Raw genomic sequence first — 26,878 nt, 5'->3', positions numbered from 1 at the left:
CGTGGTTGGTTCGCTGAGCGAACCGCCGCTCACTCCTCATTGTCATGGAGATGAGGTGGTTTATGGGCGGATCAAAAGAAGTCTCATCGGCATTCTGACCATGTGCGTGGTTGGTTCGCCGAGCGAACCGCCACTCACTCCTTATTGTCATGTAGATGAGGTGGTTTATGGGCGGATCAAAAGAAGTCTCATCGGCATTCTGACCATGTGCGTGGTTGGTTCGCTGAGCGAACCGCCACTCACTCCTCATTGTCATGGAGATGAGGTGGTTTTTGGCGCAGCCAAAAGAAACCTCATCGGAATTCCATCAATAATGGGGAGGCACCTCATCCTGTGGTTTGAGTTCAGTGATGTCTTCCTGAACCTGTTTCATGTGACGGGTCAGGTTGTTCAGCAATCCCTGAATTTCATCCAGTTGTTTGGATTGGTGATATACGGTTTTGTTGAGGTCATCCACAGTGTCCTCAAGATATGCAATGCGGGTCTCCAGATCGATGAATTTGGTTTCTGACATGACTGTGTTTTATCCATTCAATTGTCATAGTATAATGCATTTGTGAATCGATGGATGAATTGAAAATGACCCGCAAAAAGAACCTGTTTGGCGAATTGCTTGAACGCAGAATACCTCAAATTCTGGGCATGTATGTGGCGGCTGTCTGGCTGGCGGTCGAGATCGCTGACTGGATGAGTGAGCGATTTGATGTTCCTACCCAGTTTTCATCCTATGTGTTTGTTATCATGATCTCGTTTATTCCATTGGTTGGCTTGCTGGCCTGGGGTCATGGCCGTCCTGGTAAAGACCAATGGACACGCAAACAAATCATGTTCATCCCGGTCAATCTGGTGATCGCCTGGTTTGCGGTTAGCTCTTTCATTAAACCTGAAGTTCAGGCCACAGAGTTGATGACGCTGTTGGATGAAGAAACCGGCCAGATGGTTGAGTACGAAGTGGCTAAACAAGGGCTTAATCAAAAAGTCACTGGTTTTTTCTGGGACAACCAAACCGGTGATGAATCGTTGAATTGGCTCAGTTATGGATCTGCCTGGTTGGTATCCCAGGATTTATTGCGTAACCCACTGATCACCATACAAACGCCTTACACCTCACAAAACATCATGTCAGCGGTTCGTGACCGGGGTTTTGATGACGCCACCGGAGAACCCTTGTCACTGGACCTGGACATTGCCGGTGATCGTAATGCGAAATGGATGATCAGGGGTAAGATCACCAAAGACGATGCCCAATTGACTTTTGAGGCGTCTTTGTATGATGTGGTAACCGGCGCTTTGGTGACCACCATTTCTTCTTCTTACAGTGATTGGCTGTTCGCCCTTGATGATGTTGCTGAGCAGATCGGTTCGGTGATCCTCAATGAGGTCAATGCCGCTGAACCCACTTTGCTGCCTGATTTATCAATTTCGGATCATGTGTCTAATGATCTGGAGGCCATCAGACAAGTCATTCAATCATTGAATGCAGTGAGTTTTGAAAACGATTATGAACAAGGCATTGACTATCTCAAAAAAGCGCTTGAAGCTGATGATCAATTGGCAGATGCTTATGTCTTGTTGATTGATTACTACCGCAATATGGGTGATTTTGAAGCCGCCAAAGCAGCTTCAGAAGAAGCCCTGAAACTGGATTATAAGTTGTATCAGGAATCCATCTTCAAGGTCAAAGCCAATTATTATGCGGTTAACGGTGAACAGGACCGGGCCATCAAAGTGCTGGAAAACTGGGTGAAAATTCATCCAGACAGTGCAGATGCCTGGCAGGCTTTGGGGTGGAATTATACGGTCATTGGTCATCGCCTGGACGATGCCTTGATGGCCTATGAGAAACTGGGTGAACTACAGGAACTGGGTTCCACCGCGCTGGTCAGCCAGGCGAGGATCTATCGATTGAAGGGCGATCAGGAGAAAGCCATCAAGGCGCTGAGCTATTACCAGCAAGTCAATCCTGAAGAAGCCAGCCCATTGCTGGAGATGGCCGAGACTTACTTGCAATTTGGTGAGATAGAGCAAGCCAAAGAAAAATTTGAGGCCGCCAGTTTATTGAGTTTTAACAACATCGATGCCGAATTGGGGTTGGCCAAAGTCATGGCCATGCAGGGAGCAGTTGACGCCAGTCTGCGTAAAATGGATGAGCTGGTTGAACAAGCCGATTCAGTGCAGGAGCAAGTGGAAGTGCTGGCCGAAAAAGAGACGTTGTTGTTTTTAACCGGCCGGTTGCATGATGCCATGGATGTGGTGGTTTTGATGAAAGAAAAAAGTCAGTCTTACCTGCCCCCATTGCAACAGACGCTGATGTATGGTGCCAAAGAGGTGAGTTATTTGTTGTACCTGCAGCAAGAAGAATTGGCCTGGCAAAAATTCGATGAAATGAGAGCAAACACCAAACCGCCGTTTGATCAGATATTGAATCTGATGGCGAGGAATTTTCATGACATGCTGGGCAATCACGAAGAAGCTTCCGCGGCACTGGCAGCGTTTATTGAGTTCAAAAAACAATTCCAGATGTCGGTTTATGACCAATTTATTTTGTCCTCACAAGCGGTCGAAAAAAGACATGCAGGCGAGTTTGAAGAGGCTTTGCGTTTGCACGATTTGGCCATTGAAGAATCCCGTCAATCGATCCTCACTTTGGAGGTTTTGTATATTGTCGATGAATTGATGTTGCAAAAAGCCAAGACCCTGATGGCTGAAGGCCGCTATGAAGAAGCGATTGAAGTGTTGGATCAGGTGATTCAGCGCAATCCATTGTACGCTCAGTGCCAGGTACAAAAAGCCAGGGCTTTATCGCTCAATGGTGATGATGAGGCTGCACTGGAAGTGATTCAACAGATAAAAAGATTGTGGGTGAATGCTGATCCGGATTACAAGGACTGGGTAGAATTACAGCAGTTTGAACGTCAGTTAACCGCGATCTGAAGCAGGGTACTGAGGCCATTCTCGGTGGACTGCTGAAGCGATGAAAACCAACCCCAAACTGATTTTGTTTACCGTAATGCTGGTGGGCATGCTGGGCACCATCGGTATCGCCTTACCGTATCCGGTACTGGCGCCTTACTTCATTGATTACCCGGCCAATGAACTGACCCACTTTATGGGCATCCACCCAAAGATTCTTTTGGGTTTGTGCCTGGCGATATATCCATTGGGCCTGTTGTTTGGCAGCATTTACATTGGTGCTTTATCGGATGGGTTCGGTCGCAAAAAGGTGTTGTTGCTGACCCTCATGGGTTCGGTCATGGGGTATGCCCTGACTGCCTGGGCAGTCTACCAGGAATCCTTTGTGTTCTTTGTTGTGGCCCGCTTTTTGACCGGTGTGTGTGAGGGGAACATCTCCATTGCTCGGGCCATAGCCGCTGAATTGCACCCACACATCAATCGCACCAAAGCACTGTCTTTGGTGTACGCGGCCACTTACACCGGTTGGTTGCTGGGCCCTGTTTTGGGAGGGTTTCTGATGGTCGTGGGGGTGGCAGAGGTGTTCCTGGTAGCGGGTCTGGGTATGCTGTTATCAACCCTGTTGGTTTGGGCATTGATCAAAAAGGACCGTTCTGAGGACCTTAATGACACGCCATTCTGGGTAGCCATCCGCAGTAACAATTCGCTGACTTTATTAAAAAATCCTGAAATCAAACCAATCTTTTGGTTTTATTTCATTTATTCTCTGGGCCTGAATGCCTTTTATGATTTTTATCCGGTTTGGTGGGTGGACTACTTTGCTGCAGATGGTCCCATCATTGCCTGGGCCACGGTCAGTCTGACGGCGGTGATGATCCTGGTCAGCAGCACGTTGGTGGCCAGGGTGCAGTCATATTACGGTGAAATCAAGGCCATTCTTGTTGGCGGTCTGGTACTGGGCTTGTTGTTGCTCATTCAACCGTTTACCGGATTTGTCTCGGCCTTTGTGATATTTGCATTTATTGGCGGTGCCATTGCCTTGACCAACGGCATGATTCCCAGTTACCTGTCACACTGTTTTGGTCATCTGGGCCAGGGTAAAGTGATGGGTCTGCAGACGTCCACATTTTGTATCACCAATGTCATTATGGCGTCCCTTGGAGGACCGGTGTCGATCATTGATTCCCGCTGGATATTACTGCTTGGCGCCCTGCTGGTGCTGATTGCGGTTTGGTGGATGTGGCATCACCGCCATTCACAATACCGTTTGCTCGCTGAACAGGCCACATGAGGCGCACCATCTGGATCTATGGTTTGATGCTTGGTGTGCTGGTTGTTGTGTTCAAAACCCTGGAATACAAATGGTTGATCAAGGACCTCAGCTGGCAATGGTCGTTGTCGTTGGTGGCGGTGCTTTTTATGGGTTTGGGTATTTGGTTCAGTCAGCACCTGAACAAAGCCAAAGCCCCGGATCGATTTAAGGTGAATCAGACTGCCATTGATACCCTTGGTTTATCCACACGTGAATTGGCGGTGTTGGAAAAACTGACAGCGGGTCTGTCAAATCAGCAAATCGCCGATGCCCTTTTTGTTTCAGTCAACACGGTAAAAACCCATTTAAAAAATGCCTTTACCAAGTTGGAAGTCAACAGCCGGGTTCAAGCCATCAATAAACTCAAAGCATTGCAGATTGTGCCCTGATGAGCCCCAATCACCCGATTGGGTGAAGACAAATCGTTCAATGTCATGCTTAATGGGGTGGCATCACAAGCGGATTAAATATGAATAAAATCATCATCATCAATGGCTTCATCGCTGCTCTGGTCATAGCTGGCCTGTCCTCTTGGTTGCTGTGGTCAACCGCCGGCGATGCCGCACACAGCCAGTCTGCCTGGCTGGGTTATCTGATTATGGTGGCCGGACTGGCGGTTATATATGTGGCCATCAAGCAAGTCAGAGACCAACAATGCGGTGGCCTTATCGGGTTTTATAAAGGCTTCTCGATCGGCCTGCAGGTGACTTTGATTGCGGCCTTCTTTTACGTGCTTTCCTGGGAATTTTACTATCAATCTGCCGGTCAGGATTTCATCACAAATTATCAGCAAAGTCAGCTCAGTCATATGGCAGAGGCCGGTGCCACAGACGCTGAAATGGCAGCATCCCGTAAAGACATGCAGGCGTTCGCTCAGTGGTATGACAGGTGGTACAACCGGGCCATGGTTACTTTGTTTGAAATCCTGCCAGTGGGTTTGCTGATCTCGGTATTGGCTGCCGCTTTGCTGCGTACCCGGCAAACAGGCTAGTCTGCCGGCAAGTAGGTGAACCAAGTCACGATGACTTGATTTTCATTGAGGTAGTCAATGGAAAAACCTTCACCATCGCGATGCTGGCCACCGTAAAAGGTGCCACTCATATAGGATTTATCTGTCAGATCGGCAAAATGATCCTGGTCACAATTGAGGCCGGCCTGATTCATCACCACGCGTTGCAGCAGGTAACCCCCTGCACCAAAAGCGTGCTGGTTGTGAGACAGTGCTGAGGCGTAGGACATTTCGGCATGGTGACAATCCATAAAGTCAATGGTCAATTGCCCCCATAAATGCCGGCTGATTGCATGTGGGTCAAAGTCAGCGCCAAATTGCCCGCCGGTGTTGATGGCCATTTCTGTCACGGTGATGCGTTGTCCATCAATGGTACCCACACCGATCATCCAGGCTTGCCGGATGTCTGTGACATCGCTGATGGAGGGTTGTTTATTCAGACGATACACATATGTGGCCCCAACCAATCCGCCACTGCTGTTACCCACCACGTTCTCGAAACTGAAATCATTCAATTGGTAACGCCTGACCAGATTGAAGGTGTCACTGGTGACCAGGATATGCTCAGGCCCGTCCATGATCATGCCAGCCGCGCCTGGCAGTGGCGTAACCGGGGTGCCCAGTAGCTGACCGGTGGATGAATAATTGAAAATGGCCTGGTTACCCCAGGCAGTGACCAACAATTCATTGCCATTGAACAAAATGGAGCGGGGACGATCCAGGCCCTCACTGCCACTGGCAACAAATGACTGTGTAGCGCCATTGTCCGGATTGACCTTAAGTATGCTGTCCGAATCGTAGCCGGGTACATACAAGTGACCATCCGGTCCCATTGCCATGCCGATGTCAATACCCATAATCTGACCGTTGTTGGCAGGCAGTATGGTTCGGGTTTTTTCCCAGCTTACGGTATTCATCTCGATGATCTCATTGCTTGAATAACTGGCCAGAAAAATGTGCTGATCATCCTTTTTGACCACAGTGATGGGATTTTCCATCAAGCCCGGAGGGACCACTGTGGTGGCCTCTGTCAAGGTTTCCTGATCAAACCTGACCAGCCTGTGATTGCTTTCACTGACCACAATCACGTCTCCGTTGTGATCCTGAAAGATCGCTTGTGGCCCATCCAGTATGCCGGGATTAGCCAAATCGCGCAGGTAGCTGCCATCACAGCCATCATAAATTTTAACGTTGTCACGGCTCCAGCTGCTGACCAGCAACAATGAGTCGCAGTTAGGATCACCGAGTTGTTGTGCGCTCACAAGGGGGCTGGTTATAATGAGGCTCAAAATTAAAATGTATGTTTTCATGTTCATCTCGTTGTGTTTAGAAGCCTCAGAATGTAGCCAAACAAGGTATCAAATACCTTCGGAAAACTTCCTTTTGTGCGAATGAAAGACGACGAACTCAACCTGAATGGCAATGCCGTTGTCTGGACCCTGGCTGATTGGCGTTACTGGCCTGATACCGGAAAATTACAGCAAGGAAAGCAGCGACAGCAATTAACCCACCAGCAGAACCAGGTTTTGACATTGTTGCTGGATAGCGCTCCTGCTGTGGTCAGCCGTGAACATTTTCTGGAGCAGGTGTGGGTTGGTAAAATTGTCAATGAAGATGCCTTGTCCAGAACGATCGCTGAATTACGTAAGGCCCTGGGCGACTCGGCTGCACAAGCCAGGTACATCAAAACCATCCCCAAAAAAGGGTATCAGTTGAATGTCCGGCCAGAACCATGGCTTGAGCGACAACGGAGGCAATGGTTGCGGGTTGCAGCTGTCTCACTGCTGTTGCTGGCTGGCGGGCTCAGTTGGTGGTCTTTGTTTCAGCAGCCCCTGACTGGCCGCCTGGTCAATGCCGTGGCCAATGCCAGTCGGATCACCGCCGATCCTGGGATGGAACAACACAGCACCCTCAGCGCAGATGGTCAATGGCTCTCATATGTGAACAATTCTTCGGCCGGCCATCAGATTGTTATTCGCTCTCTGACCGATACCAATCTGCAACACACCATTGAGTTGCCCCGGCATCGGTTGGCATCACCGGTACAATTGTCTGCTGATGAGCGGATTTTTTTTACTGCCCGTGACCAATCCAGCTGTTACCTGAAAAGTTATCACCCTGAAACCAGGGCGTTTACAGATTGGGGAGGATGCGTGTTCAATGGTGAATCGCGACTGCTCAATGGACATGAGCCCAGCGGTTTGTTGTTGTACTCAGCCAAAACTGCAGAGCAGCGGGTGGCTATTTTTCAGTTGGATCCACAATCGGCAGAACGACAGCAGATATCCTGGCCTTCCAATATCAGCGAACAGGATTGGTCGGCTCAGTTGAGTCCGGATGGCCAGCGCCTGAGTTTCAGTCGGGGAAATCAGTCCGTGCGGAACCTGTGGGTCCGTGATTTACAACTCGGTAAGTCCTACCAAGTCACCAGTGGCGAGCATTATTCGGTGAGTCATCAATGGCTCGATGATGAACACATCATTTATGATTCGGATGAAAACGGCAGCCGTCAACTATGGCTGCTGAACGTCAATGACCTGTCTGCCACTGCCCTGGGAGGGGACGGCGCCCAACACCCTGCTTTTGATCAGCAGCGCAGTATGATGAGTTTTCAAAAGGTCAGTTATGAAGCCAACATCTGGCTTCAAGATTTCCGCACTGGTGAATTGAAGCGAGTTATTCATTCCAACAAATACGACAATTATCCGGCTTTTGCCCCGGATGGCAGTTCATTTGTGTTCTCCAGTAACCGACAAGATCTGGGATCGATTTGGAAATATGATTTGACTTCTGGTAATGAATACCTGTTGCTGAGCATTCCCGGGGCCAAACTGACCCGCCCGGCCTGGGCAGATGATGGACAGGCGGTGTTGATGACGGTGAATGATGACAGCGGCTACTGGACACTGCGTTATGATTTGTCATCAGGAAGCCATCAAAGGCTGCCCTTCACCCACGCCAACCATTCACCCATGAGCCATCAGGGTGTTTGGTATGCATTGGCCAGCGATGGAGAATTGAATCAACGCGTGCTCACCTGGGATGCAGGAACACAACACGGGTTACCGATGAAAAACATCAGCCGCTTTCGGGTACTGGATGACGGACGGGTGGTGTATACCCACACCAATGAGGACGGCTTGTTCATTTTTGATTCGCGCAATCAGCAGTCTGACGTTTTGCTGGCTGATTTTCCGGCGGCGTCACTGAATTTATGGACAACAGTTAATCAGGCGGTTTATTTTGATCGTGGTGGTGTAAGGGCCGGAACCTGGAAGCTGGACATCACCAGTGATCATTTGAGTCAGGTCACCAGTAACCGGGCATATTCAGTCGGTGTATCGATGGCGGTTGACCGGGCAGAACAACAGATGCTACTGGTGCGCACCGATCGCGCAGAATCCGATGTCTTTCTGGCCAATCTCAAGGAGCCATTGAAACGTGTCCATTGAGAAGCCATTTGCACCCGCCTGTGAACGCAATCAGCAAGTGATCGCTGAGGTGTTGGCTATGGTGGTTGAGGACCGCGCACTGACGGTTATGGAAATGGGCTCAGGCACAGGCCAGCATGCGGTGTATTTTGCAGAAAAAATGCCTCATTTAACCTGGTGCCCAACTGATTTGGCAAACAATCATAAGGGCATCAGACAATGGCTGGCTGATGCCGCATTGCCCAATATTGCCCAACCTGTGAGGTATGAAGTGGGTAAGGATGACTGGCCTGAACTTGATGCTGACCTGGTGTTCACTGCCAATACCTTGCACATCATGTCTGTTGACCTGGTGCAGCATTGGATCAGAGATTTAGGACAGCATTTGAAAACCGGTGCATTGGTGATGATTTATGGGCCGTTTAAATACCAGGGGCGCTATACTGCAGAATCCAATGCAACGTTTGACCAGTGGCTCAAAGCAGAAGATCACCGGCGGGGCATCCGTGATTTCGAACAACTCGATGAGTGGATGATTCAGCAGGGGCTTAAGTTGGTGGTTGACATCAGTATGCCTGCAAATAACCAGATATTATTGTATGAACGAACATGATTGAATTTGAAGACATCAAGGCGGCACATCAGCGCATCAAAGCACACATCAACCACACTCCGGTGGTCAGCTCATCCCTGCTCAATCAATGGTTGGGCCATGAGGTATATTTCAAATTGGAGTTGTTGCAAAAAGTAGGCGCTTTCAAAGCGCGGGGTGGGTGCAATGCCGTACAGTTACTCAAAGAGCGCCACCCGGATATCAAACGTGTGGTGGCTAACTCTTCAGGTAACCATGCCCAGGCAGTGGCCTGGTCTGCGGCCAAATTGGGCATACCGGCCACCATTTATATGCCCACCTTTGCTTCTAAAGTCAAAGCCCAGGCCACCCGGGCATATGGTGCCGAAGTGGTACAGTTGGGTACGCGGCAGGCAGTCGATCAGGCGGTTGCTGAAGCCGCTGAACAACCAGGGGTGTACTGGATACCGCCATTCAATGATGAGGCGGTGATTGCCGGACAGGGTACGGCTTGCCTGGAAGCGCTTGATCAGATGGTTCAACCGGTTGATGCCGTCATGGCTCCCTGTGGTGGTGGCGGGTTAATTTCCGGTACATTGGTCGCCACCCGAAAACTGTTGCCACAGGCCCTGGTGATGGCTGCTGAGCCATTGGCCGGTGACGATGCCATGCGCTCCTACCAAAGTGGTGTGATTCAAAAACTGGACAGCGCGCCTGATACCCTGGCCGATGGGGCGATGACATTGTCAGTGGGTGAAAAAACCTTTGAGCATATCCGGCAATTGGACGATTTCTTTGCTGTTGAGGAAGCCCCGATGATTTACTGGAGCCAGTGGTTGGCTCATCTGTTGAAATTGCATGTTGAACCCACTTCAGCCATGGTCATGAATGCGGTGTGTCAATGGTTGCGTCAACAACAACAGCCGCGAAAAGTACTGGTGATTCTTACCGGGGGAAACATCGATGCTGCCACCATGCGCACCATTTGGCAGCATGATCATTTGCAACAGATCCCTGACCTGGGTTCATCTTTGTGTTGATGGTTTCAGATTTCCTTGATCAGTCTGAAGCCCACATGTGAGTGGGTTTCTGAAACCGGCAAGTTTTGCAGCATCACATTGGTCTTACCCTGACCGGATCGCCAGGAAGAACCCGCTGCACAGGCATTACCTGCAGAGCAGTTGCTGACCCATTCGGCAACATTGCCATTGAAGTCATTGATGTTGCCGGTTGCCGTATAAGAATTGACCGGAGCGGTGAAGACAAACTGGTCGCTGCAATTATGCGGGTTGTCGGTGGCTTTACGTTCGCCTTCAATTTCCTGTCCGGCCAGATTGGCTGAGTCACAATGCTCAGCGGTTTTAATTGCTCGGTTCAGGTATTGCCATTCCTGAGCGGTGGGTAAGCGATAACGGTCACCGGTTTGTTGGCTGAGCCATTCGGCATAGGCCCTGGCGTTATTGAATGAAACACAAACCACCGGATGGGTGTCCGCCTGATCAAAAGGTGGTTTCAACCAGGTCTTTTTAAAGAAGGGTTGTTTGTCGAAATGGTGGCATTTCTCATCGGCGAACTGTTCGCCGGCGAAGGCTTTGAACTGTGCCACAGTGACTTCACTTTGCATCACCTGAAAGTCATTGAGGTTACCTGAACTGCCGGCGGGCATAAAGACCAATTGGTGTCCGCGTGGACCTGCAGTCCGCTGTCCTTTGTAGGGTATGGCCTGATAATTTTGCCGCAGTTGGCTGATGTATTCATAATCAGGTAACAGCAAGGCCGCCATGGCCAGGTAATCTTCAGCCCGTTGATTTTTTCGCCGATTATTGACTGCCTGAGTGACCAATTGATCGGTGGTTGACATCACTTCACTGACCTGCCGCTCAAACAAACTGCGGTCAATGTTGTACTCATTGATGTAACTGACCAGCGAGCGGGTGTGTTTCAAGGCATCCGCGGTTTCCTGGTCTTTAAGTTTACTTTCAATCAGTCGGAAGTAATATACCCCAACCTGATTAAGGCCTTTTTGTGCCTCAGCATGATCCGGGTATTCCAGCAGAATTTGTTGAAACTTGTCCGCGGCATTATCACCTTTGGGTTTAGTCAGGCGGTATTTGGACAACAGTTCTTGTGCTTCTGCAAGGGTCACTTCCAATGACATTTCGTTGATCTGTTCATTGTCCAGGTTCCCAGTCAGGTCCACCAGCTCGGCATCTTCATCACCTTCTCCTGCTGTGTCAATAACGCCTATGGTCAATTCCAAGGGAGCGTCATCGACTGGTGTTTCTTCGGGTTCATCTTCCGGCTGTTGATCGGCTGCTGCCGCAACCGCGGCTGCCAGGTTTCCATTGACGGGTTCTTCTGGTGGGGTGCCTGATGAAGACAGCCACAAGACTGCCATGATCAACACCGCCAATGTGGCCAAAGCACCCATTGCCACAGCGGGTTTTTTCAGTGTGGTCAGCCACGCCGGCGCGGCCTTGATGGGTTGGTGCTGTTTGGTTTTGTTGTACCGGATTTCCAGCAAGGCATCTTTCAAAGCTTCGACCGATTGATAGCGGTCTTCCGGATCTTTGGCCAGACATTGATTGATGATGGGTTGCCAAACGGCCAGTGCTTTGGGTAGTTCCGGCACCGGCTTATTGATGTGTGACATCAGGATGGAAAAATCATTGCCTGCCGTGTACACGTGATCGCCGGTCAGCTTTTCATAAATAATACAACCCAGGCTGTAGATGTCACTGCGGTGATCAATTTCTTTGGACTGAATCTGTTCCGGGCTCATGTAGTGAGCTGAGCCGAGTAACTGGGTTTCTTTGGTTTTGCGTTTGGCTTTTTTTGAAATTGCGATGCCAAAGTCAGCAATCTTGATGCGCCCAAACTGATCAAACAGCACATTTTCAGGTTTCAGATCACGGTGGATCACTCCGTGCTTGTGGGCGTGAGACAAGCCGTCACATATCTGGCACAATAATTCGATCAGGTGGTCCGAATTGGTACAAATGATTTCACCCAGATCGCCATGGGTGAGGTAAGGCATGGTGAAATAGGCCAACCCTGAGGGCAGCTTCTTGGCTTCATATATACTGATGATGTGCGGGTGATCCAGTAAGGCCACCGTTTTGGCTTCATCCACAAAGCGTTCGGCCAGGCTTTTGTCATCCATCACCAGCTTTTTAAGCACCTTGATGGCCACTTTGCGCTGCAAAGAGATTTGCCTGCCCAGATAAACCGCCGACATCCCGCCTTCACCTATCTTATCCAGTATGGTGTGGTCGGGGATGGATAAATTGAGCTTTGGAACGGTTTTCAACATCTGCTTTGTGTGTGAACTGTAATCATTCTAACTGATGCATTCTCTCCACTTATATAATTATGTCAAATGATTGACTCGTTTCTGTGATGGCGATCAAAAGAATAATTATCCACCACCAGTGAAACCTGGCTAACTGCCAAAATAGGGCAGTGATTCCATAAAATTTAATCCAAATGACGGCTCTTGGCTTGTGGTTCTCTCTGAAGTGAATACAATGATGAGCCACTTTTTACTACATTGTCAGTCTATGTCACTCATCAGTTTTGATCATGTCAGCATCGATTTTGGCGCTCATCCTATTTTGGATTCGGTTGACTTGTCGGTTGCCAGGGGCCAGAAACTGGCACTGATCGGTCGCAATGGTGAGGGCAAATCCACCCTGCTGAAAATCCTTGCCGGGGAGGTGCCAGTTGATGATGGACAGATCATCAAACAAGATGGCATCAAAGTGGCGATGATGAAACAATCTGCAGCCAATGAATCTGAATCCACCGTGCGGCAGTTTTTATTGCACGCGCTGGGTCAGGTTGGCCTGGCTCTGGAGCAATATGAAACCACTGATGACCCGGATCTGATGGCGGACCTGCAACACACCATTGATGAACATGATGGCTGGCAGTTGCTGCACCAGCTGGACACCGTAATCAGCCGCCTGAAGCTCAATGCACATGACGTGATCAAATCGTTGTCCGGAGGTGTTCGTCGCCGCATCAATCTGGCTGCTGCTTTGGTGCAAAACCCGGATGTGTTGTTACTTGATGAGCCCACCAATCACCTGGACATCGAAAGCATCCTGTGGTTGCAGGACATGGTCAATCAATTGCATTGTGCAGTGATCTTTGTAACCCATGACCGGACATTTCTGCGCAGCATCGCCAATGGCATTCTGGAACTGGATCGAGGCAAAATCTATCAGTATGATTGTAATTACGACACTTATCTGAACAGGCGTGAAGATCGCTTGAATGCAGAGATTAAAGAATGGGAACGGCTGGACAAAAAGCTCAGTCAGGAAGAAATCTGGGTGCGACAGGGCGTGAAAGCACGACGCACACGTTCGGAAAGCCGGGTCAAGGACTTGCTGGACTTACGTGAACAACGCAAAAGCCGACGCACTCAATCAGGCACCTCAAAAGCCACCATTAATGTTGCTGAGGCCAGTGGTAAAAAGGTCATAGTCGCTCACAATGTCGGGTTTGCCTATGATGATCAAGTGATCCTTGAAGGCTTCAGCAGCAAGATCATGCGTGGAGATAAAGTTGGTATCATCGGTCCCAACGGGGTGGGTAAAACCACGCTGGTGCAATTACTGCTTGGTGAAATCGAACCGCAGCAGGGATCAGTGAAACTCGGCACCGGTATCGAAGTGGCTTATTTTGATCAGCTCAAACAACACATCAATGAAGATGATACGGTGCAGAATAACCTGCAATTGGGCACCGATTTCGTTACCATCAATGGCAAACCCAAGCACGTGATTTCTTACTTACAGGACTTTTTGTTCAATGCGGAAAAAATCCGTGGACCAGCAAGCGTCCTTTCTGGAGGGGAACGTTCCCGCTTGATGCTGGCCCGGTTATTTGCCCGTCCGGCCAACCTGATTGTCATGGATGAACCGACCAATGACCTGGACATGGAAACCCTCGATTTGATTCAGGACTTGTTATTTGATTTTCAGGGCACCCTGATCCTCATCAGTCATGACCGGGACTTCATTGACAATGTGTGCACCCAAACCATCGTTTTTGAGAACCCCACAGATGGTGTTTATGAAGTGAATGAATACGTGGGAGGCTATGAAGATTACCTCAGACAACGTAGAAAGCCTGTGCCGGTTCAAGTTGCAGATAAAGCCGATCACAATGAGCCAGCGGCTAAACAGCCTAAGCCCAGGAACAAAACCAATAAGCTGACTTTTAAAGACAAGCATGAACTGGAGCAGTTGCCGGAACAAATTGATGCCCTGGAAACCGCCATTGCTGAATTCAATGAACAAATGTGTGCGCCTGATTTTTATAGCCAGGATGAGGCCATCATCAAACAAATCACCCGGGATATCTCCAGGTTGGAGCAGGATCTGCAAAAAGCCTATGATCGTTGGGATGAACTGGAAGCCAAAACCTGACCAGAAATTCAGTGTTTGCTGAGTTCAGACAGATCGGGCTGATTCACAAACACCAGGTCACAGCGACCTGGTGCTGTGTATTTATCAAGGTGTTCTGTCTCCTCACTTGAGTAGATTCACCGGACTTTCCAGGAGTGCATCAAACCACCTGGCTGGCCTGATCCGCCAGGGAGGGTTTTTTCGGTTTGATCCTGCGGAATAGATTTTCAGGTGGTGACCATCGGGATCGGTGAGGCTGGATTCCCGCCACAGCCAACGTTGGTTCTTGGGCGCTGTGTCACAACTGATGCCCTGTTGTTTCAGGCGCCGACAGGTTTGATCCACATCGGCTACTTCAAAGTACAGGGTGGTGGTATCTATAAACGACTGTGCGGTGTGGCTGATGGAAAAAGTGCTGTCACCTGTTGGGCATTCAAAACGCACGTATCGGGGGCTGGCATCCACGATCAGTTGCAGACCCAGTGTTTGGTAAAATCCCACAGCGCGGTTGACATCGGTTGAACATATGGTGATTTGATTGAGGTTCATCATGGGTCTCCTAAGCATTGCGTTCATTGGGCAGATCAGACAGGTATTCAGTGAATTCGACTTCAAAGCCATCCGGATCAAGGAAGTAAATATTTTTACGATGCGCCGAATCTGCGCCGTCTTTGTGTATTGGAAAACCGGCATCTTGCAACCGTTTTATCAGGGCGTCTAAGTTACTCACCGCAAAAGCAATGTGTGCCAGACCGACGCTGTGTCCTGTGAGGTCACGGTTCTCCCCTTCGCCAAAATCACTGAGCGCCAGGTATTGGAAATCATCGCCAAAATGCAGCCATCGACGCGGTTTTCCATACCATTCACCAGTGCCTTCGGCACGGATGTGCCAATGCGGGAAAGCGGCTCGGTAAAAGCGCAGGCTTCGGTTGAGGTCCTTGCCGACCATATTCACATGTTCTAAACGGATCATTTCAAGCTCCTTATTGATTGAAAAAAATGAAGATGGAGCCCATAATAAAACCTCAGGTAAACTTGAGGTCAAGCGTTGTGATGAAAAAAATTAAACCTGCTAATTTGTCCGTCGGTGATGTTGCCCGCCGCAGTGGTGTGAGTATTTCAACTTTGCATTTTTATGAAGAGAAAGGATTGATTCACGCGGTCAGAACAGCGGGTAATCAACGCCGTTATAACACAGATGTGCTGCGCCGGATCGGGGTCATCAAAGCCGCGCAGAGAGTGGGCATCTCTTTGGAAAACATCAAACAGGCGATGGCCTTTCTGCCAACCAACAGGGCACCCAATAAACGTGACTGGCAACGCCTGTCCAGCCAATGGGATCATGAATTGACCCACCGCATCAACCAACTGGTGGCACTGCGGGACAACCTCACCAACTGTATTGGCTGTGGTTGTTTATCACTCAAAGCCTGTCCTTTGTATAACCCGGACGATGAATTGGGTTTGGGTCATTCGGGAGCGGTTTTACTGGATCGAAAGGCTGCTGCTAAATTGACTAATGAAGGCGATTAAATGGCTGGCATGACGCTGTGGAATGTAATGATGGCCTTTCATTGAAACAGGTATCGATCTGGACATGATGTGATCGGCAAGCAGGTGTTGATCATTTCAATATGCGGTTGAACTTGCCAATCAGGTGACTGAGTTGGTCCCGTTCATCTGAAGTGAGCTGACTGAGCAACTCTTCTTCATACCGCAAGGCGTCCGGAATCACAGCGCGCATCAGGTACTGCCCACGATCATTCAATTCATAGTTTTTGGCCCGGGCATCCAACGGGTGTGGGCGTTGTGCAACGTAACCTTTTTGCACCAGGGTTTTCAAAGTCCGGCTGATGCGTACTTTATCCATTTGGGTGAGTTGGGCGATTCTCTTGGCGGTGACATCCGGGTTCTTGTATAAAATCACCAGTACCCGCCACTCAGAGATATTGATCCCGAACTGATCCTGATAGTGTTCCGCGATGCCATTGGAAATCTTCAGACTGAGGATGGATAATTGGTAGGGCAAAAATTGATTCAGGTCCATGATGGTAGTTTAACCAATATTTAGTTTCATTTGAAACAAAAAATAGTTTCAAATGAAACTAAACAGCGCTAGAATACTCATTTAATAGATCAACAGGGGACCAGCCTATGTCAGCAACCATCAACGGATTTGGCTTCATTGAGTATTCAGCCGATGACGCCACACCCTTACATAAACTGTTTCGTCAATTGGGTTTTACTGCGGTTAAAAAACACAAAACCAAACCCATTACCCTGTATCGTCAGGGTCAGACTGACTTTTACATCAATGAATGTGACACCGGTTTCGCCGCCGATTTCAGGCAGCAACATGGCCCATGTGCCAGTGGCTTTTCCATTGTTTTTGACAACAAAGAAGCCGCATTGGAACACAGCCTGAAAGGAGGCTCAGAGCCTCTGGAAGTTGAAAACGGATTGAATTTTCCTGCCATTAAGGGGATTGGTGATGCCGCATTGTATGTTCTGGACAAAGCCAGTTATGCAGCCATGCTGGAAGCAGACTTTGATGACATTCCAGGGATGAACCAGAACCCCACCGGTTTTGGCCTGACTTTCATCGATCACCTGACACATAATGTCTATTTCGGTAACATGGAAAAGTGGAGCAAGTACTACGAGGATCTGTTCAACTTTCGTGAAATCCGTTATTTTGACATCAAGGGCCAGAAGACCGGCCTGGTATCCAAAGCGATGACCAGTCCCAATGGTTCAGTGAAAATTCCATTGAATGAATCTGAAGATCCCAAGTCACAGATCAATGAATACCTGGATGAATACAAAGGGGAGGGCATCCAACACATCGCGTTGTTTACTGACAACATCTATGAAACCATTGAATCGATGCGTGCTGCGGGTGTGGCATTCTTGCAAACCCCGGAAACCTATTACAGCATCATTGACCGCCGGGTTCCTGAGCATGAGGAAGACATCGAGCGCATGCAACGCAATCACATTTTGATTGATGCCGATGAAGCCACCAAGAAAGAAATCCTGTTACAAATTTTTACCAATACCAACATCGGTCCGATCTTCTTTGAAATCATTCAGCGCAAAGGCAATCAAGGATTTGGTGAAGGAAATTTTCAGGCTTTGTTTGATTCCATTGAGCTGGAGCAGCAACGTCGCGGATACCTGAAATGAACGGCAAATGGTTTAATTTTCACAAGAAACAAGGCAAGGTGGCCAAACAAGCGCACCTTGGCTTTCCTGAAAACACCTATGAACGTGAAATGGGTAAAGAAGGCTTTTTTGGGCCGGTGACTCACTTTTATCACCAACACAAACACACTGGTTGGACACATTTTGAAGGTGATAACCGCCCCAGGGCTTTTGATACCAACCTGTTCGGCGGTGCACATGGCACCCCTTGGGATGCCCATGTGCTGATGAAAAATAACAGCGTCAAAATCCGCATGCTCAGACTGGATGCAAACATGCAACAACTGGTCCGTAACGCCGATGGTGATGATTTACTGTTTTTTCATAAAGGCACCGCTGATTTATACTGTGACTTTGGTCATCTGGTGGTCAAAGAAGGGGATTACCTGTTACTCCCCAAAGGCACCATGTGGCGACTTGAGGTGGCGAACCCTTGCGAAATTTTGATGGTTGAATCAACCAATGGTCATTACCAGTTGCCTGATAAAGGTTTACTGGGTCCCAATGCCATTGTTGATGCTGCGGTTTACCGGGTCCCTGAAATCAATGATCCATTCCGTGCTCAATACGGCGAAGAAAATTGGACTGTACTGGTCAAACGGCTGCAAAAAATATCCACCATTCAATACCCTTTCAATCCACTGGATGCGGTGGGCTGGCAGGGAGATCTGATGCCAGTGGCATTGAACTGGCGGGACATATCGCCTTTGATGAGTCACCGATTCCATGTGCCCCCATCAGCGCACACCACATTCCTGGGTAATCGATTTGTGATCTGTACTTTTGTACCCAGGTTATTTGAAACCGATCCTGAGGCACTGAAAGTACCTTTTTATCACAACAATGATGATTATGATGAAGTGCTGTTCTATCATGCGGGGAATTTTTTCTCGCGGGATAACATTCATCCGGGTATGATCACCCTGCATCCGACCGGTTTCACCCATGGGCCGCACCCCAAGGCGATGAGCCATGCTTTCGAGCAAAAAAATGCCATGACAGAAGAAGTGGCGGTGATGATCGATACCCGCGATCCACTGGAAGTATGTGATGCTGCAGAACAGGTCGAATGGCCTGATTATGTCAATTCATGGAAGGAATGATCTTTTGCCGGCACACATTAAATCAACAACTAACCAACAACGAAAGACAAGATTAATATGAAACTAGCAACCCTCAACAACCTAACCCGCGATGGACAACTGATCGTGGTGAACCGGGCTGGTACCCAGGCCGTGAAAGTGCCACACATTGCACAGACCATGCAACAGGCGCTGGATAATTGGGAAAACGTCGCTCCACAATTGAACACCGTCTATGAGCATCTGAACCAGGGTGGCTTGAATGATGCTTTTGATCTTGACCTTGATCAGGTCATCGCACCATTGCCCAGGGCGTATCAATTCCTTGATGGCAGTGCTTACCTGGCCCATGTGGAGCGGGTGAGGAGAGCCCGTGGAGCTGACATGCCGCCAAGCTTTAAGGTAGATCCCCTGATGTATCAGGCGGTCAGTGATGGCTTTTTGTCGCACAATCAGGACGTAGAAGTGGTCAGTGAAGAGTATGGTATTGATTTTGAAGCGGAAGCAGCAGTGATCACCACTGACGTACCCATGAATGCATCTGTGGCTGAAGCGGGTCAATGCATCCAGTTGATATGTATCCTCAATGACGTTTCACTGCGTAACCTGATTCCGGCTGAGTTAGCCAAAGGGTTTGGTTTTCTGCAGTCCAAACCCAGAACAGCCTTGTCACCGTTTTTTGTCACCCCTGATGAACTGGGCTCGGCCTGGCGCGATCATAAAATACATTTACCCATGCGCACCTGGCTGAATGGTGAGTGGTTTGGTGAGCCTGATTGTGGTGTTGATATGCAGTTCGATTTTGCCGAATTGGTGGCCCATGCCGCAAAAACCAGGCCCCTGGCGGCCGGCGCCATCATCGGCTCAGGCACCATTGCCAATCACGACATGGCCAAAGGCTCTACCTGTCTGGCTGAAAAACGGGTGTTGGAAGTGATTGCCGATGGTAAAGCCAAAACCCCATTCATGCAGTTTGGTGATGATGTGAAGATTGAAATCACTGATGAAAATGATCACAACATTTTTGGTACCATTCATCAAAAAGTGGTCAAGTATTGATCATCCGGGTTGGAGTCACAGCTGACTTGACAAGCCGATGAGTTTCAGTATTTCGACAGGCGGACCTGTTTGGGCCACCATGCTTATGGTGGCCTTTTTATTGGCATTGTTATTCTGGATCATCCGTAACCATCGCCTGGGTGAAGCAGCGCATGGCTGGCATCCGGTGAAAGCCACATTGCTGGAAGTACACATCAAAACCCGTTCAGATGATGGGGTTGAAGAAAGCGCCCCTCAAATCAAATACCAATACATATTCAGAGGCAGGACCTTTACCCGCAAAAAACTGCAATACGGCGACCTGTGGTCTACAGACTATGCCGAAAGTTGTGCGCACGTTCATGGTTTACATAAAGGGGATGTTGTCGACGTATTGATCAACCCCAAAAAACCGGGTCAGTCCGTGCTGATTCCCGGATACCATGGCCGTTTGCTGCCTCAGGTGATCGGCATTGTAGGGTTGATTTCACTATTGCTGCTGGTTTTCTGAAAACCCTTTCCCCACTGACATTGGATGCTGGTCTTACCCGCTTTTTTCAACATCCTGATCATGTATGTATGCAGAGACATAAAAATAATGGCTAATTAAGTTGACTATATATATGCAAATTTGTACGATAAAATAAAACAAAAATAAACGTACACCAGTGTTGAAAGCCTTCGACCTGGTAATTGGAAAAGGGGGAACGCACATGTCATTCAAGTCTGTATTGAGGCCATGCCTGCCATCAGAGAGGTTCACTCATGGGTGTTGAACTGCGCCCATTGGGCATCAAATGCAACATCATGTGCCAATACTGTTATCAAAACCCAATGCGTGATGCAGGCAACGTAGCCAATCATTACGACATGTCACTGATGAAAGCCGCGATTGAACAAATCAATCAGCCATTTGTGTTGTTTGGTGGTGAACCATTGCTGATGCCAATCGATGACCTGGAAGAGATTCTGGCATTTGGACTGAACAAGTTTGGTCAAAATGCCTGCCAAACCAATGGCACACTGATCACTGATGAACACATCAGGTTGTTCAAAAAATACCGGGTAAAAGTAGGTATCTCAGCCGATGGTCCGGGTGAAATGAATGACACCCGGTGGGCTGGATCGTTGAAAAAGACCAGAGAATTGAGTGAAAAAACCCATCAGGCCATTGAAAAGCTCTGTCTGGCAGACATGCATCCTTCGGTGATCATCACCTTACACAAAGCCAACGGATCGGCTGACAAGTTACCCAGGTTGGCTGAGTGGGTACATTACCTGGATGACCTCGGTATTGAAAAAGTCAGGTTGCATATACTGGAAATTGACTCCGAAGAAAATCGTCGTTTGTTTGCCATGACACAACAAGAAAACATGGCTGCATACCTGTTTTTCAATGAACTGGAGCCCAGCTTGAAGCACATCAGGTTTGATGTGTTTGATGACATGCGCAGGATGTTAATGGGTGATGATCAGCAAACAGGATGTGTCTGGAACACCTGTGATCCCTACACCACCATGGCCGTGCAGGGCGTTGAGGGTTTTGGCCAGCAAAGTAATTGTGGCAGAACCAACAAGGATGGCATTGACTTCATCAAATCAGGTACCCCGGGCTATGAGCGACAGTTGGCTTTGTATCATGTTCCCCAGGAACACAATGGTTGTCAGGGGTGTCGATTTTTCATGATGTGCAAAGGCAATTGTCCTGGCACTGGTGTTGGGGCTGATTGGCGAAACCGCTCAGAATATTGCGAAGTCTGGAAAACCCTGTTCACCCACTTTGAAGGTCAGCTGGTTGATCAGGGATTGCAGCCTTTGTCGCTGGCAGCCAACCGACTGGCGATTGAGCAAACCTTGCTGTCGTCCTGGGAACAAGGCTTCCCCGAAAGCGTGTCATCCGCAGTGAAACGCACTGGTGGGCAATCATGCAACGTTTGAACTTCAAATTAAAACCATTTAAACGCATCAGTTGGACCACTGAACAAATTGCGGAAATCTGGACCAAGCGCATCAAAACCATCAACCAGGCATTCACTGCCATTGAGATTGAATCGGTGTTCCAGGGGACCCGCAAGGCCGCCATCGTCAGGATCGACAACATGACTTTTGCTGATGTACTGATCAGAACAGTGAGCACCTCACTGTTGGCAGTACCCATTGCCATGGAAGCCAATAAAAATGATCAGGATGGCCGGTTGGATATTGCACACATCACGGTACTGATTTGTGAGTTTTCCCTGGCAGGAATCATTCAGGACGCGGTGAAAAAGCAAGACCATGAAACAGTGGGACACTATTTGGGTTACCCAGCTTGTTGCGTGTCATTTTATCAACAACATCAGCACATGACTTCATTGCTGTGGCCATTGGCTGCACAAACAGCAGAACCCGGTGAGGTGTCCTGTGAACTGTCAGGACATGAGTGGTTGAATCCTATGCTGAAGACGCTTGGCGTACAAATGATTTCACATTGGGCCTGCAGTGACCGGTGTGCACATTCACTACAGGTTGCAGAAACCAACAAGCAGCTGTTGATTCAGTCAGGCCATCAACAGGCCTTAGAGTGGATCTGCCAATTGCTCAGTTGGCCAATGCATTTCTCGGCACTGCACGGGATTGCTGAAATCAGATTGCCGGTTGCCAAGATCGCACACAACACTGATGCCACCGCCATCACCTACAGCGTCAAGCGATCAGGTATCGATCAGCCCGTAGAGTCGGCTGTTGGTGGTGGGTTTCCCTTTCAGGTGCAATCAAAGCCAAAACTGACCAAGAGGCAACTGTTCATTAAGGGCCAACAATCAGCAGCCCATCAGTTGCAGTCAAGGTTGTGGCTTGACAACGGGTTTCAAACTGAAGCGGGCATGCTGCAGGAACAAGCTTCGGTGATTGAAGGGTTACACGGACTTTTGGCGGACCGCAGTGGTGGGGTGTTGGACCTGGGTTGTGGGAATGGCTACTTGCTCAGGCAGCTGCTGGACAACCAGTCAGCACTGTTTCCCATGGGTTGCGATCATGTGCAATCCCACATTGAACATGCCAGATTATTGTTACCCGAACATCAGCAACACTTCCAACACATCAATATGTTCAGCCAGGCGCTGATTGAGTGGCTGGAAGATCAACCGGATAAGCTGGCATTGACGCTGTTGATGCCTGGCAGATTGCTGGGGGCAAAAGCCGGAGAAAAAAAACGATTATTGAGCGGCCTGAAGCACAACAGTGAACTGATTGCTGTGTATTGTTATCAGGATTGGGTGGATGAGTATGGAAGCGTAGAACGACTGGCTTCGGCCGTGGACTTAAACATCAGCCAGCTTGTGAATGAACGATTGGCATTAATCAACCTGTGAGTTGTTGGCCGTCAAAGAATTCAGTGCAGGGGTTTTTTACCTCGATCTGAATGGTGTAATGAGAACCGTCAATACCTGCTGTTGTGGGTGCTGGCAGCCCTCGTTGCGATGATTTTAATGATTGAAAAAGAGGTACTTACCATGAGTAATATTCAAGCCATCAAGCTTTCCATTGACACCGATGTAGAAAAGCTGAAAGCAGCCAGTGAAAGTCTGGACAAAGAAAATGTCATCAACAGCCTGTGTGATGATCCACAGCGTTTCCTGAAGTCACTGGGCATTCATGTCGATGAAGCAACCGCAGCAGCGATTGCCAATCATGCCAGTAGCAAAGCCGCCGGTGAAGCCGTCGCTGCCGCTGTGGTGCACATTGACTTTTGATTGACAGATAGTCAGCAGGTGCCAGCCAGCTCTACTTGTTGGTACCTGCGTGTGATGACAACAGATGAAAAAAAACTTTACAACACAGGAATTGGTTATTCATTTGACGTTGAAATGTCCATTGAATTGCAGTCACTGTTGCGTTGAGGCTGACATCAATCAGAGCGAATCGCTGGACAAAACCAAGGTCCTGAACAGCATCCTGGCTTGTCAGGACATACCCTCAATTAACAAGGTTTCATTCACAGGCGGAGACCCATTTGTTGCCAAAGAGATCCTCTTGGCAGGCATCAAACAAGCCAGTCAACTGGGGTTGAACACCGCTGTGGTGACCAGTGCCTTCTGGGCCAAAACCAAAAACCGGGCTGTCAAAACCCTGCAGCCTTTCATTGATGCTGGTCTGAGTGAAATCATGCTTTCATACGACGATGCCCATGCCGCTTACCTGGATGAGCATTACATTGTGAATGCTTTTCAGGCGGCGGTAAACAATGGTGTTGAGGTCAAAATTAATGTGGTCAGGGAACCCGATGACCTGATTGATAAAAACCACATGGAACAATTGCTTAACCCCAGGGGGCGTTATAACAGCTTACTGAAAATCAGTGAAACCGCAGTGAACAGCACAGGCCGGGCAAAACAGGACGAATCAGAATCCACCCGCCGGCAAAGGGCACAGGCAGATCAGGTATACCGTGGACCATGTACCTCGGTGTTGCGCCATATTTCGGCCCAATCAAATGGTCAATGGGTGCCTTGTTGTGGCGTCATCAAACCACCTGCGGCATTGGAAATGGGTAACCTGGGATCGCATGAATTGGGTGAAGTACTCAGCCAGGCACATGAAGATCCAGTCTTGCAATGGCTGGCATATGAGGGACCGGTGGAGATCATGAAACAGATCACAGCAGGAACTGAACAGCCCATGGAGGATGAAGATTTTGATGGCATATGTCATGCCTGTGACCAGTTGTTCAACAATCCCTCCAATCAAACATTGCTCGATAAAGCGCTGCCGGATAAGTTGACTTCATTGAAGCTGCAACATGCCATTTACGGCATCATCGGGCTCAACAGCAGCCAGCCACCCCCGCAGCCAACAACACAGCAGTTTGACCATGACTGATGTGTTGCTGATAACCGCCCCGTTTCTGTCAGTTTTGCGACCATCTCTGGGGGTCAGCAGCCTGGCCGCTGTGTTACAACAGAATCAGTATGATTGTCAGGTCAGTTACCTGAATCTGGCTTATGCAGATTGGATTGGGATTGATTTAAATGAAATGATTTGTGAGGACATTCCCACCAGCTTATTGGTGGGTGAAGCGGTTTTTTCTGACCGGATGCATCGGCTGGGACCAGATGCCCTGAGGTCTTATTTACAAAAGCTGGATAAATGGATCTCCCACAACAACCAACAAGCCATCATGCTGGCTTTTCAGAAGGTGGCGCTTTTTTTGCAAAAGATGGTCGATGAGGTGACACAAAAACAGCCACGGATTGTCGGATTTTCCAGCACTTTTCAACAAAACTGTGCTTCTTTACAACTGGCCAGGTTGATCAAAAATAAAAACCCAGACATCATCACTTGCTTTGGTGGGGCGAATTGTGAAGGGCCAATGGGGCAAGCCATGTTGAAGCACTTTGCGCAGGTAGACCAGGTATTTTCCGGAGAAGCTGAAAACAGTTTTCTGAGTTTTGTGGATGGGGTGTTTGCCAGACGGCAAAGACCCGCAACAATGATCAGCCACCAGCCAGCCCCACTTGAAAGATCAATCAATGCCAGCCAACCGGTCGACATGGAAAGATTACCAATCCCGGTTTATGATGATTACTTTACAGCCCTGGCTGACAGTACCTTCAAAGACCGCATTCGCCCGACGATATTGTTCGAAACATCACGGGGCTGCTGGTGGGGAGCCAAACATCATTGTCGTTTTTGTGGATTGAATGGCGATCACATGAATTACCGGAGCAAGACTGACCAGCAGGTCATCACAGAGTTGAGCCGTTTAAACAAACAATGGTCGATCAATGACTTTCAGGCTGCTGACAACATCATGGACTTAAAGCATGTCAACACGGTATTCAGGCAGTTGCCTGAGGTGTTACCCGAAGCAAGTTATTTCTTTGAAATCAAGGCCAACATGAAGCGTTCACAATTGGCAATCATAGCCAGGGCAGGTGTTAAACACGTACAGCCTGGCATTGAAAGCCTGGATGACGCGGTGCTCAAGGAACTGGAAAAAGGGGTCTCAGCAGCACAAAATGTTTGCTTGTTGCGGGATTGTGCTGAACTGGGAATCAAAGTCATTTGGAATGTGCTTTGTGGGATCCCCAACGACACAGCAGAACAGTACACAGCCATGGCGAATTTACTGCCAGCTTTGGAACACCTGGACCCGCCCGGCGGATGTTCAGTGGTGCGATTGGATCGCTTCAGCCCATATTTTGAAAAAGCCGACCAGTTGGGTTTTCGTCACATCAAACCATGCGAGGCTTATCAGCATGTTTATGACCTGGATGCGGCCGCCTTGGACCAACTGGCTTATTTTTTCACTGCCGTGCCCATGAATGTACCGGCATTCGATTATGTCAAACCTTTGCGTGATGCCATCAGCAAATGGCGGGCCGCCAGCCATGCCGGAGCCAGCTTGCCTGAATTGAAACTCCTGTCAACTGGTGATGTGCATGTCATTAAAGACACCAGGCGCATCGCCAAAGAAGTGTTGTATGCATTGCCGCCTGAGGAAGCACGGCTGTTGGTTGAATTACGCAAGCCCAGCAAAATAGCTGCCCTGGTTTCCAGGTTGGATGATCAGACTGTTGATTGGCTGGCGGTTCATCAGCGTTTGCTGGCAAGGAATTTAGTGGTGGTTTTAGGGGGGCGGAGCGTGTCATTGGTGACCATGCCTGATTTACAGTCACAACCTGACTCACAACAGCCAGGATATCCAGGTGGTCAATTGATGCCCCGAAAAACCATCCCCTTGCGGACAATCAGTTCATGACATTGGTCAACAACCATTGATACCGAACATGGTGATCATCGGATTGTAGTCAATCCATTGAATCACCGGATGATGTTCACATTTTCACAACTGCAGGCTGGTAATAACAGCCAACAGCCATTATGATATCGGCGATTTTGAGTTTTAATAATAACACCA

24 protein-coding genes are annotated in these 26,878 nt (G+C 48.8%); 18 read left to right on the top strand and 6 right to left on the bottom strand.

What is annotated here, in order from left to right; all coding sequences use genetic code 11:
• Window positions 1–307 precede the first annotated feature (307 nt).
• Window positions 308–514 (bottom strand): SlyX family protein, encoded by a 207-nt coding sequence (locus tag B0475_RS18065; RefSeq protein WP_077412901.1) that lies wholly within the window; start codon window positions 512–514, stop codon window positions 308–310.
• 65 nt (window positions 515–579) lie between these two features.
• Between B0475_RS18065 and B0475_RS16000 the strand changes: the two genes are divergently transcribed.
• The 4 genes from B0475_RS16000 (at window position 580) to B0475_RS15985 (ending at window position 5,216) form a co-directional block, all read left to right on the top strand.
• Window positions 580–2,934: a tetratricopeptide repeat protein gene (locus B0475_RS16000; protein WP_198538347.1), complete on the top strand. Its 2,355-nt coding sequence runs from the start codon at window positions 580–582 to the stop codon at window positions 2,932–2,934.
• A gap of 40 nt (window positions 2,935–2,974) precedes the next feature.
• On the top strand, window positions 2,975–4,204 hold the full coding sequence (locus B0475_RS15995; protein ID WP_077412899.1) for an MFS transporter: 1,230 nt from the start codon (window positions 2,975–2,977) through the stop codon (window positions 4,202–4,204).
• Entirely contained in the window at window positions 4,201–4,614 is a 414-nt protein-coding gene (locus B0475_RS15990; protein WP_077412898.1) for a LuxR C-terminal-related transcriptional regulator, read from the top strand. The genes B0475_RS15995 and B0475_RS15990 overlap by 4 nt, the downstream gene beginning before the upstream one ends.
• A gap of 80 nt (window positions 4,615–4,694) precedes the next feature.
• Window positions 4,695–5,216 carry a DUF4199 domain-containing protein gene (locus B0475_RS15985; protein ID WP_077412897.1) on the top strand — a complete coding sequence of 174 codons (522 nt, stop codon included), beginning with the start codon at window positions 4,695–4,697 and terminating at the stop codon, window positions 5,214–5,216.
• On the opposite strand, the gene B0475_RS15980 is transcribed toward B0475_RS15985, so the two are convergent.
• Entirely contained in the window at window positions 5,213–6,496 is a 1,284-nt protein-coding gene (locus B0475_RS15980) for an NHL repeat-containing protein (protein WP_157893024.1), read from the bottom strand. The two genes, B0475_RS15985 and B0475_RS15980, sit on opposite strands and share 4 nt — an antisense overlap.
• 129 nt (window positions 6,497–6,625) lie before the next feature.
• On the opposite strand from B0475_RS15980, the gene B0475_RS15975 reads away from it, so the two are divergent.
• The 3 genes from B0475_RS15975 to B0475_RS15965 are packed head-to-tail and all read left to right on the top strand — an operon-like array spanning window position 6,626 to window position 10,276.
• Window positions 6,626–8,686: a winged helix-turn-helix domain-containing protein gene (locus tag B0475_RS15975; RefSeq protein ID WP_077412895.1), complete on the top strand. Its 2,061-nt coding sequence runs from the start codon at window positions 6,626–6,628 to the stop codon at window positions 8,684–8,686.
• Window positions 8,676–9,278 (top strand): DUF938 domain-containing protein, encoded by a 603-nt coding sequence (locus B0475_RS15970; RefSeq protein WP_077412894.1) that lies wholly within the window; start codon window positions 8,676–8,678, stop codon window positions 9,276–9,278. The genes B0475_RS15975 and B0475_RS15970 overlap by 11 nt, the downstream gene beginning before the upstream one ends.
• Window positions 9,275–10,276: a serine/threonine dehydratase gene (locus B0475_RS15965; RefSeq protein ID WP_077412893.1), complete on the top strand. Its 1,002-nt coding sequence runs from the start codon at window positions 9,275–9,277 to the stop codon at window positions 10,274–10,276. Before B0475_RS15970 ends, B0475_RS15965 begins: the two co-directional genes overlap by 4 nt.
• Before the next feature lie 5 nt (window positions 10,277–10,281).
• On the opposite strand, the gene B0475_RS15960 is transcribed toward B0475_RS15965, so the two are convergent.
• Window positions 10,282–12,549 (bottom strand): bifunctional serine/threonine-protein kinase/formylglycine-generating enzyme family protein, encoded by a 2,268-nt coding sequence (locus tag B0475_RS15960; RefSeq protein WP_077412892.1) that lies wholly within the window; start codon window positions 12,547–12,549, stop codon window positions 10,282–10,284.
• 247 nt (window positions 12,550–12,796) lie between these two features.
• Between B0475_RS15960 and B0475_RS15955 the strand changes: the two genes are divergently transcribed.
• Complete coding sequence (locus tag B0475_RS15955) at window positions 12,797–14,674, top strand: ATP-binding cassette domain-containing protein (protein ID WP_109862415.1); 1,878 nt, start codon at window positions 12,797–12,799, stop codon at window positions 14,672–14,674.
• 102 nt (window positions 14,675–14,776) lie between these two features.
• Here B0475_RS15955 and B0475_RS15950 read toward each other — a convergent pair whose 3' ends face one another.
• Window positions 14,777–15,205, bottom strand: a complete 429-nt coding sequence (locus tag B0475_RS15950) for a VOC family protein (RefSeq protein WP_198538346.1) — start codon at window positions 15,203–15,205, stop codon at window positions 14,777–14,779.
• Between the two features lie 7 nt (window positions 15,206–15,212).
• Window positions 15,213–15,626 carry a VOC family protein gene (locus B0475_RS15945; protein WP_077412890.1) on the bottom strand — a complete coding sequence of 138 codons (414 nt, stop codon included), beginning with the start codon at window positions 15,624–15,626 and terminating at the stop codon, window positions 15,213–15,215.
• An 80-nt stretch (window positions 15,627–15,706) separates the two neighbouring features.
• Between B0475_RS15945 and soxR the strand changes: the two genes are divergently transcribed.
• Window positions 15,707–16,186 (top strand): redox-sensitive transcriptional activator SoxR, encoded by a 480-nt coding sequence (gene soxR / locus B0475_RS15940; RefSeq protein WP_077412889.1) that lies wholly within the window; start codon window positions 15,707–15,709, stop codon window positions 16,184–16,186.
• A gap of 91 nt (window positions 16,187–16,277) precedes the next feature.
• On the opposite strand, the gene B0475_RS15935 is transcribed toward soxR, so the two are convergent.
• A complete protein-coding gene (locus tag B0475_RS15935; protein WP_077412888.1) occupies window positions 16,278–16,700 on the bottom strand; it encodes a MarR family winged helix-turn-helix transcriptional regulator in 423 nt (140 codons plus the stop codon).
• A gap of 107 nt (window positions 16,701–16,807) precedes the next feature.
• On the opposite strand from B0475_RS15935, the gene hppD reads away from it, so the two are divergent.
• From hppD to B0475_RS15890, 9 genes are all read left to right on the top strand, one after another.
• Window positions 16,808–17,839 (top strand): 4-hydroxyphenylpyruvate dioxygenase, encoded by a 1,032-nt coding sequence (gene hppD, locus B0475_RS15930; protein WP_077412887.1) that lies wholly within the window; start codon window positions 16,808–16,810, stop codon window positions 17,837–17,839.
• Window positions 17,836–18,960 (top strand): homogentisate 1,2-dioxygenase, encoded by a 1,125-nt coding sequence (locus tag B0475_RS15925; RefSeq protein WP_077412886.1) that lies wholly within the window; start codon window positions 17,836–17,838, stop codon window positions 18,958–18,960. Before hppD ends, B0475_RS15925 begins: the two co-directional genes overlap by 4 nt.
• A gap of 57 nt (window positions 18,961–19,017) precedes the next feature.
• A complete protein-coding gene (locus B0475_RS15920) occupies window positions 19,018–19,998 on the top strand; it encodes a fumarylacetoacetate hydrolase family protein (protein WP_077412885.1) in 981 nt (326 codons plus the stop codon).
• Window positions 19,999–20,035: 37 nt separating this feature from the next.
• Window positions 20,036–20,488 carry a DUF3592 domain-containing protein gene (locus B0475_RS15915; RefSeq protein ID WP_077412884.1) on the top strand — a complete coding sequence of 151 codons (453 nt, stop codon included), beginning with the start codon at window positions 20,036–20,038 and terminating at the stop codon, window positions 20,486–20,488.
• Between the two features lie 254 nt (window positions 20,489–20,742).
• The gene (locus B0475_RS15910; RefSeq protein WP_077412883.1) at window positions 20,743–21,915 is read left to right on the top strand and encodes a radical SAM protein; all 1,173 of its coding nucleotides are present in this window, start codon (window positions 20,743–20,745) and stop codon (window positions 21,913–21,915) included.
• A complete protein-coding gene (locus tag B0475_RS15905) occupies window positions 21,903–23,330 on the top strand; it encodes a class I SAM-dependent methyltransferase (protein ID WP_077412882.1) in 1,428 nt (475 codons plus the stop codon). The genes B0475_RS15910 and B0475_RS15905 overlap by 13 nt, the downstream gene beginning before the upstream one ends.
• Window positions 23,331–23,471: 141 nt before the next feature.
• Window positions 23,472–23,711 (top strand): hypothetical protein, encoded by a 240-nt coding sequence (locus B0475_RS15900; RefSeq protein WP_157893023.1) that lies wholly within the window; start codon window positions 23,472–23,474, stop codon window positions 23,709–23,711.
• Between the two features lie 64 nt (window positions 23,712–23,775).
• Window positions 23,776–24,837, top strand: a complete 1,062-nt coding sequence (locus tag B0475_RS15895) for a radical SAM protein (protein ID WP_077412880.1) — start codon at window positions 23,776–23,778, stop codon at window positions 24,835–24,837.
• On the top strand, window positions 24,830–26,719 hold the full coding sequence (locus B0475_RS15890; protein ID WP_157893022.1) for a RiPP maturation radical SAM C-methyltransferase: 1,890 nt from the start codon (window positions 24,830–24,832) through the stop codon (window positions 26,717–26,719). Before B0475_RS15895 ends, B0475_RS15890 begins: the two co-directional genes overlap by 8 nt.
• Window positions 26,720–26,878 lie beyond the last annotated feature (159 nt).

Source organism: Marinicella sediminis (assembly GCF_002000055.1).
GTDB lineage: Bacteria > Pseudomonadota > Gammaproteobacteria > Xanthomonadales > Marinicellaceae > Marinicella > Marinicella sediminis.
Note: the sequence above shows the minus strand (reverse complement) of the source record. Positions and strands in the feature narration are given on the sequence as shown.